Genomic DNA, 6,969 nt, shown 5'->3' on the forward strand with positions numbered 1-6,969 from the left:
TTGACCCAGTTACGCAGCGTCTGCTCCACCAAGCCCAGCTCACGCGCACCAAGACCTACCCCGACCTCTTGGGCCCGCTTGACTGCCTGTTCCCTGAACTCGGCCGTGTACTCTTGCTTCAGTATCTTCTTCACTTTTCGTCCTTCCAGTCTCGATGTTAATCATCGACCCTTGGAAGACGAAATCCAGGGGGCACCTCAACCGCCCTCGAATCATCGGGGGCGGTTTTTTATTGCGGGGATGTTGGGTTATGCGGCTTGGACGTTTGTGGTCAATTTCAACCGTTGGGGATGGCCGCACAACCCAAGCTACTCATGGCCGACGGAATCGGCAATCTCTATGGGATCACCTCCCCAATCGGCGGGAATCATGCCCTGACGAATGGCTCGATGAATGCGGCTATACGGCCAATCCACCGGGCGATTCACTAAACCGTGCTTGACCGGGTTGTAATGAATGTAATGAATGTAATGGACATGATGGGCAAAATCGCGCTCATCACGAATCCGATGCTCCCAAAATCGCCGTTGCCAAATGGCCTGTTCCCCTTGCCGTTCCCGACTCCCAAACACGGCGGGGCGCTGCACGTCGGGAATCTGCGCGGTGAACGCCCGCTTGATAGTGCGCCACCGTATCGAATAATCGGCATCGTCTGGCGGCAACGTCCATATTGAGTGGAGATGATCGGGTAACACCACCATCGCATCGACATGAAACGGTCGGCGCTGCTGCTCGGCCCGCATCGCCTCACGCAAAATCGCCACGGCCTCTGGGGTGCCTAATAATGGGATGCGACGGAAGACCACCACGGTGAAAAAAATACGCGGCTCCGGCGGTGTCATCACGACGGTATTGCATGGTCGATCCAATGTTGGGTAGTGTCCCTCAACGGGTGTGATCGATCTCCCCGAAATCGGGGAAGACTTTTTCGATAATGGGTAACCGCTCAATGAATTCGGCAGGTACCCGATACGATAACAATTCAGGGGTAGTCCAAACATGCTCGGTGAGACCTGCGGCCATGGCTGGGGTCACTGGAAACCATCGACGCGGGGTTCCGCGTCCTCGCGTCGGTTCGGCGATGGGGAGTTGCTGGCGCAAACTGTGGTGAGGCAACACCAAATGGTAGTAGGCTAACGATACCCACAATTGTTTTTCGAACCATTCGATTTTCTTAGAAAATCCGGTAGTACACCGGGTCAAACGGCGGTTACTTTGCCGTTGGGTCAGGTTGTCACGCTCAACAAAACGGGTGTTAATCGTCGTACTGACCGGCGAGGTTTGCAGGTCAACTGCCACGGTCTGGGCATCCCCGAAGACCACACGAGTTTTCACTTGAACCACCTTCCCCTGCTGGCGAATTTTGATGACCTGCGCATAGTGCAAGCCGGGTTGTGGTCGACATCGGGGGTGAGGTCGGCGCCCCCGTTGCCCATGCCGCTCGGGTTGGTACCACTCGCCATAGGTGTTCAACAGGGGCTATCGCCGCATAAAACTGTCCGAACCATTGGAGGATAAACATACATCATTTAGGACACATGGACGCTGCCGGTCATTTCCTGCATTGTTGCGGTACCCTTGGCAGGCGATTTCGGGCTACCATGGCAAACCCATCCCAACCGGGTTTTCCGCATGGCCAAACGTACTCCCTTATATGCCCGCTACGCCGCCCTGGGGGCGAAGCTGGTGGATTTTGGCGGCTGGGATATGCCGCTGCACTACGGTTCGCAAATCGGCGAACATCACCAGGTGCGTCGCGCCGCCGGTCTGTTCGACGTGTCGCACATGACGATTGTGGACTTCACCGATCCCGCGCCAACCCGTTCATTACTCCGCACTCTGCTGGCAAACGATGTCGCCCGCCTGTATCCCGGCAAGGCGCTCTACACCTGCTTGTTAAACCAGGCCGGTGGCGTGATTGACGATCTAATCGTCTATGACCGGGGCGATGCAGGTTACCGGTTGGTGCTGAATGCCGCTACCCGTGATCAAGACCTGGCCTGGATCGCGCCGATTGCCGAACGCTTCGGCGCAGCTTGGCGTGAACGCGACGATTTGGCAATGCTGGCGGCACAGGGGCCGGAAGCACTGGCGAAACTGGAAACCGTTCTCGGCGCAGAGACCGTCGCCGCCGTGCGCACCCTCAAACCGTTTCATGCGCTGGAAACCCATGGGCTATTCATCGCCCGCACCGGCTACACTGGTGAGGACGGGGTGGAAATCTTGCCGCCTGTAACAGAAGCGCCCGCATTGTGGGATCAGATGGTAGCTGCCGGGATTATGCCCTGTGGGCTAGGCGCTCGCGACACCCTGCGACTGGAAGCTGGCATGAATCTATACGGCAGCGACATGGACGAGACCACTACCCCGCTGGTTTCCGGGCTGGGCTGGACCGTGGCTTGGGAACCGGCGGATCGCGACTTCATCGGTCGCGCTGCATTGGAGCAACAGCGCGCTGCTGGTGTACCGCAAGCCTTTGTCGGCCTGGTATTGGAAGATCGCGGCGTGTTGCGCGGCCATCAGCATATTTATGACTGTACCCGCGAGATCGGCCAGATCACCAGCGGCACCTTCTCGCCCACCCTGAACCGGGCTATCGCTTTGGCGCGGGTTAAAGCCGGTGTAAGCGAACATTGTCAGGTGGACATTCGCGGCAAGCGCCTGCCGGTGCGTGTGGTCAAGCTGCCATTCGTTCGCCACGGTCGTGCCCTGATTGTATGAATTCTTCCCCGAATCCGAACTGTTGTTGAGGATCCCAGCATGAGTAGCATGATTCCTGCCGAACTGCGTTACACCGAATCCCATGAATGGGTGCGCGCCCACGATGACGGCACCGTCACCGTGGGTATCACCGATCACGCCCAGCACCTGCTCGGTGATCTGGTGTTCGTGGAAATCCCGGAAGTGGGTCGGGTCGTGGCCGCCGCTGAAGGGTGTGCGGTGGTTGAATCAGTCAAGGCCGCTTCCGATGTGTACAGTCCAGTGGATGGCGTGATCGTCGAGGTCAATGAAGCGCTGGCCGAGAATCCGGAACTGATCAATGAAGATCCCTATGGGGAAGGCTGGATTCTCCGAATCGAGACCGCAGCCACGCTGGAGGCGCTGTTGGACGCCAATGCTTACGAGGTTATTGCTATCGCCGACGATGAGGACGAGGACATCCGTTCGCTGGCAAATCCCCGGCTGGTCGAGTAACGCGGGGCGCACTGATTATGCCGTTCATTCCCCATACCCCGGTCGATGTCCAGGCGATGCTGGCCGCTATCGGCGCACCGAACCTGGATGCGCTGTTCGACGAAATTCCTCCGACGCTGCAAGTCGGTACACTGCCGGCGCTACCGGAGCCGCTGAACGAGTGGCAAGTCACCCGGCTGATGGAAGCACGGGCGGCGGCGGATCCTCGTCTGTCGTGCTTCCTTGGTGCCGGTGCTTACGAGCATCACATTCCGGCGGCGGTCTGGGAGATCGTTGGGCGTGGCGAATTCTACAGCGCCTATACTCCCTATCAGCCGGAAGCCAGCCAGGGCACGCTGCAAGTGCTTTACGAGTATCAGAGCATGATGGCTGGTTTGACCGCTTTAGCCGTGTCCAATGCCTCGCTGTATGACGGCGGTTCGGCGCTGGCCGAGGCATTGTTGATGGCGGTGCGCGCCAACCGCAAGTCCAAATCCAAGCGGATTCTGGTGCCGCGCGCTTTGCATCCGCTCTACCGACGAGCCGCTCATGCCATCGTCCACAATCAGGGCATCGAACTGGTGGATCTGCCCTACGATCCGGATGGTGGTCATACCCCGGAACAGGCGCTGGCTGCCTATGCCGGGCAGGATTTCGCGGCGCTGGTGATCCCGCAGCCCAACTTTTTCGGGGTGCTGGAAGCGGTGGACGCCCTGACCGACTGGGCGCACCAACAGAATATGCTGGTCGTCGCGGCGGTCAATCCCACCACCCTGGCGGTGCTGAAGCCGCCCGGTGAGTGGGGCGCGACCGGTGCCGACATTGCTTGCGGCGACGGTCAGCCATTGGGATCGCCGTTGTCCTCTGGCGGACCCTATTTCGGTTTTCTGTGCTGTCGGCAGGAATTGGTGCGGCAAATGCCGGGGCGGCTGGTTGGCCGCACCGTGGATTTGGATGGCAAGCCTGGTTTCACCCTGACCCTGCAAGCCCGTGAACAGCATATCCGCCGCTCCAAGGCCACCTCCAATATCTGCACTAACCAGGGCCTGATGGTGACCGCAGCTACGCTGTATCTGGCGCTGCTGGGGCCGCATGGACTGGAACAGGTCGCCGCCGCCTGTCACGCCAACACCGGGGCGCTGCTGGATCAGTTGATACAGGTTCCGGGTGTAAGTCGTGCCTTTAACCGTCCGGTATTTCACGAGGCGGTATTGCGATTGCCACGTCCGGCAGGCGAAGTGCTGGATAGTTTGTTAGCACGGAACATTCTCGGCGGCCTGGATTTGAGCGGCGAATATCCCGAATTGGGAAATGCGCTTCTGGTCTGCGTTACTGAAACCAAGGATGAAGAAGATTTGCAGCGGTATGCAGAAGCGTTAGCTGAAGTGGCGTAATAGCTTTCTGTAGAAGCCGGCTGGCTGGCTTCTACAACTGGTAAGTTTCGGTCATCAATAGACATTATCAATAACTGATTTAACACAATGGTTCGGACAGTTTCAGTTCTCCAAGCGTCTGGACGAAACACCGATGAGTTCACGAAACCCCTTGAAAAACCACAGCTTCGAGCCTTGATGGAGAGTTAAGCAAAATCAATAAGTTATTTCCTCCTGTAAATTTTCCTGTGATAGTAAATTAGCATATACTAATTCTACTTTGTCAGATTACGGGCAAGCGTTTGATTTCTAAAGTTTTATCAATTTCACTCACTTTATGTGAATTTTAGAAAAATCAATAGGTTGTGTTTCAATCTGACAAAGTAGAATTAATTGGGTGTCGGAAAACATCTGATTTCCGACAGGACATAGATGTCTTTATATTTGATCGAGAACTCCGTAAAAAACGTGTGGAAAGCCTCTACGGAAGGTTTTCCGATAGCCGAATGGCACTTTTGCCAAGGAGAATATTTTGATCCGTTTGCTACAGCCTAATATTACATCGAGTATAAGCGCAGGCCGTCGATTGGACATCCAGGGGATGCGTGCTGTCGCTGTGCTGATGGTGGTTGTGTTTCACGCTGGCTTGCCAGTGCCTGGCGGGTTCGTCGGCGTGGATATTTTTTCGTCATCTCCGGGTTCGTCATCACCGCGATGCTACATCGCGAATGGGTAACCACCGGCCGCATTCGGTTCGGACGGTTCTACTTGCGCCGGTTCAAGCGCTTGACCCCAGCCTTGGCCCTCATGGTCGCGGTGACCATGCTAGGCTCGGTGTTGCTGTTGTCGCCGCTCGTGCAGCAGCCAAACGCAGCCAAGACCGCGATCGGCGCGATGCTGCTGGGAGCGAACTACGCGATTGCCCGTACCACTGGGGGCTACTTTGACGCCCCCGCTGCAACCAACCCACTGCTCAACACCTGGTCGCTGTCTGTCGAGGAGCAGTTCTACCTCGCGTTTCCCGCGATCCTGGCCGTTTGCTGGCTCTGCGCCGGCCGCCAAAGAATACTCCGGTTTACCCCAATCGCGGTCGTGGCCAGCGTGGGCTTGTTGTCCTTCGCACTGACGACCCCGTTCGGCCACATGCTGCTCCGCACATCCGACAATCTGCTCGGATTCTACAGCCCCCTGACTAGGGCCTGGGAGTTCGCTGTCGGTGCCATAATCGCACTCGCCGGAATTCGACTTACCCTCGCCTCAAGCCGCACTGCGGCCGTACTTGCAGCCACCGGCTTGGTCCTACTGATCGTCTCCCTGTCTGTTATCACAGACACCACACCCTTCCCGAGCAAATGGACCCTCCTGCCTGTCGCTGGCACTGCCTTGCTAATCCTAGCAGGTAACTACCACACCAACCCCGTTAGCCGAGTACTATCCAGCACGCCTATGGTCCAAATCGGTGATTTGTCCTATTCCATTTACCTGTGGCACTGGCCCTTTATTGTATTCACGGCACTCCTTTTCCCTAACCAGCCATGGGCGCTAACCCTGTCCGCCATAGCCTCACTCGCCCCATCAATTGCCTCGTATCACTGGGTGGAGCAGCCCATACGCAATCTCCAAGCCCTCAGCCTAACGAGCAACACCAGACTCCTTATTGCAACTCTTACCCCACCACTAGCCATTTCGGCCGCCTTGCTATTCGCCTCAAGTAAGCTCTTTTGGTTACCCAACGGACTTGACTACAAAACGGCTGTTTTTAGTCAGGCGGCGAGTGCCATTGCCGGATGTAGTCTAAACGCATCAAGCGCTTTAGAGATCTCGAATGAGGACCTCAGCTCTAACTGTATATGGAACAAAAACGCATCCGGACCGACTATATACTTGGTCGGAGACTCAAATGCCGAGCAGTTCAGTGACGCACTCATCGGTGCTAGTAAGAAGCTTGAAAGACCGTTGGCTGTGAAGACTGTCAGCGCATGCCCGTTTCTAAATACCTTCATCGATCGAAATGACATTAATACCAAGAAATGTCGTGATTTAGTGAATTCCATAACTACGTGGTTGAAAAAACAGAAACCAGGGACAATAATCATTTCGAATTCTAACTCCTACTGGGATTCTCCAAACATCGGAGCTGGCTCAACCATCAACTCAATGTCCCGCGATCAGCTCTTCAAGAATCGCGATCTCCAGAAAGGACTCGAAGAAATCGTCCAGGTACTTCAATCCGCTGGGCACACCGTCGTGCTCGTTCAACCAGTACCAAAGTTCATTCGTCAATTAGGCGGGCAGGATCCAACAAGGTGTCCACTCTGGAAGATGGTTGTGGGCAATTGCGCTATTAACATATCCGAACGGGAAATCGTTGCGAACCAACGTAACTCTCGCGATGCCATTAACAGGGCCGCATCATCGACCA

General features: G+C 56.2%; 5 protein-coding genes and 2 pseudogenes. 4 read left to right on the forward strand and 3 right to left on the reverse strand.

From position 1 onward, the window contains the following. The 3 genes and pseudogenes from BN874_RS21710 to BN874_RS21720 form a co-directional block, all read right to left on the reverse strand. Positions 1–134 (reverse strand): transposase (locus BN874_RS21710; protein ID WP_034437062.1); only part of this gene is annotated, 134 nt, incomplete at its 3' end. 174 nt (positions 135–308) lie between these two features. Next, positions 309–858 (reverse strand): annotated as a pseudogene (locus BN874_RS21715) (REP-associated tyrosine transposase). 27 nt (positions 859–885) lie between these two features. Beyond that, a pseudogene (locus tag BN874_RS21720) lies at positions 886–1,476 on the reverse strand (IS1-like element ISBeg1 family transposase); the annotation flags it as partial. A gap of 156 nt (positions 1,477–1,632) precedes the next feature. On the opposite strand from BN874_RS21720, the gene gcvT reads away from it, so the two are divergent. The 4 genes from gcvT to BN874_RS21740 form a co-directional block, all read left to right on the forward strand. After that, positions 1,633–2,721, forward strand: coding sequence for a glycine cleavage system aminomethyltransferase GcvT (gene gcvT / locus BN874_RS21725; protein WP_034437064.1), 1,089 nt, complete (start codon positions 1,633–1,635; stop codon positions 2,719–2,721). Positions 2,722–2,760: 39 nt separating this feature from the next. After that, positions 2,761–3,195, forward strand: coding sequence for a glycine cleavage system protein GcvH (gene gcvH / locus BN874_RS21730; RefSeq protein WP_051498197.1), 435 nt, complete (start codon positions 2,761–2,763; stop codon positions 3,193–3,195). Positions 3,196–3,212: 17 nt separating this feature from the next. Beyond that, positions 3,213–4,568: an aminomethyl-transferring glycine dehydrogenase subunit GcvPA gene (gene gcvPA / locus BN874_RS21735; RefSeq protein ID WP_034437066.1), complete on the forward strand. Its 1,356-nt coding sequence runs from the start codon at positions 3,213–3,215 to the stop codon at positions 4,566–4,568. 693 nt (positions 4,569–5,261) lie between these two features. Next, positions 5,262–6,969, forward strand: a 1,708-nt coding sequence (locus BN874_RS21740) for an acyltransferase family protein (RefSeq protein ID WP_034437068.1), incomplete at its 3' end; no start/stop codon positions are given.

The sequence above is a fragment of the Candidatus Contendobacter odensis Run_B_J11 genome, from assembly GCF_000531125.1.
Taxonomy (GTDB): domain Bacteria; phylum Pseudomonadota; class Gammaproteobacteria; order Competibacterales; family Competibacteraceae; genus Contendibacter; species Contendibacter odensensis.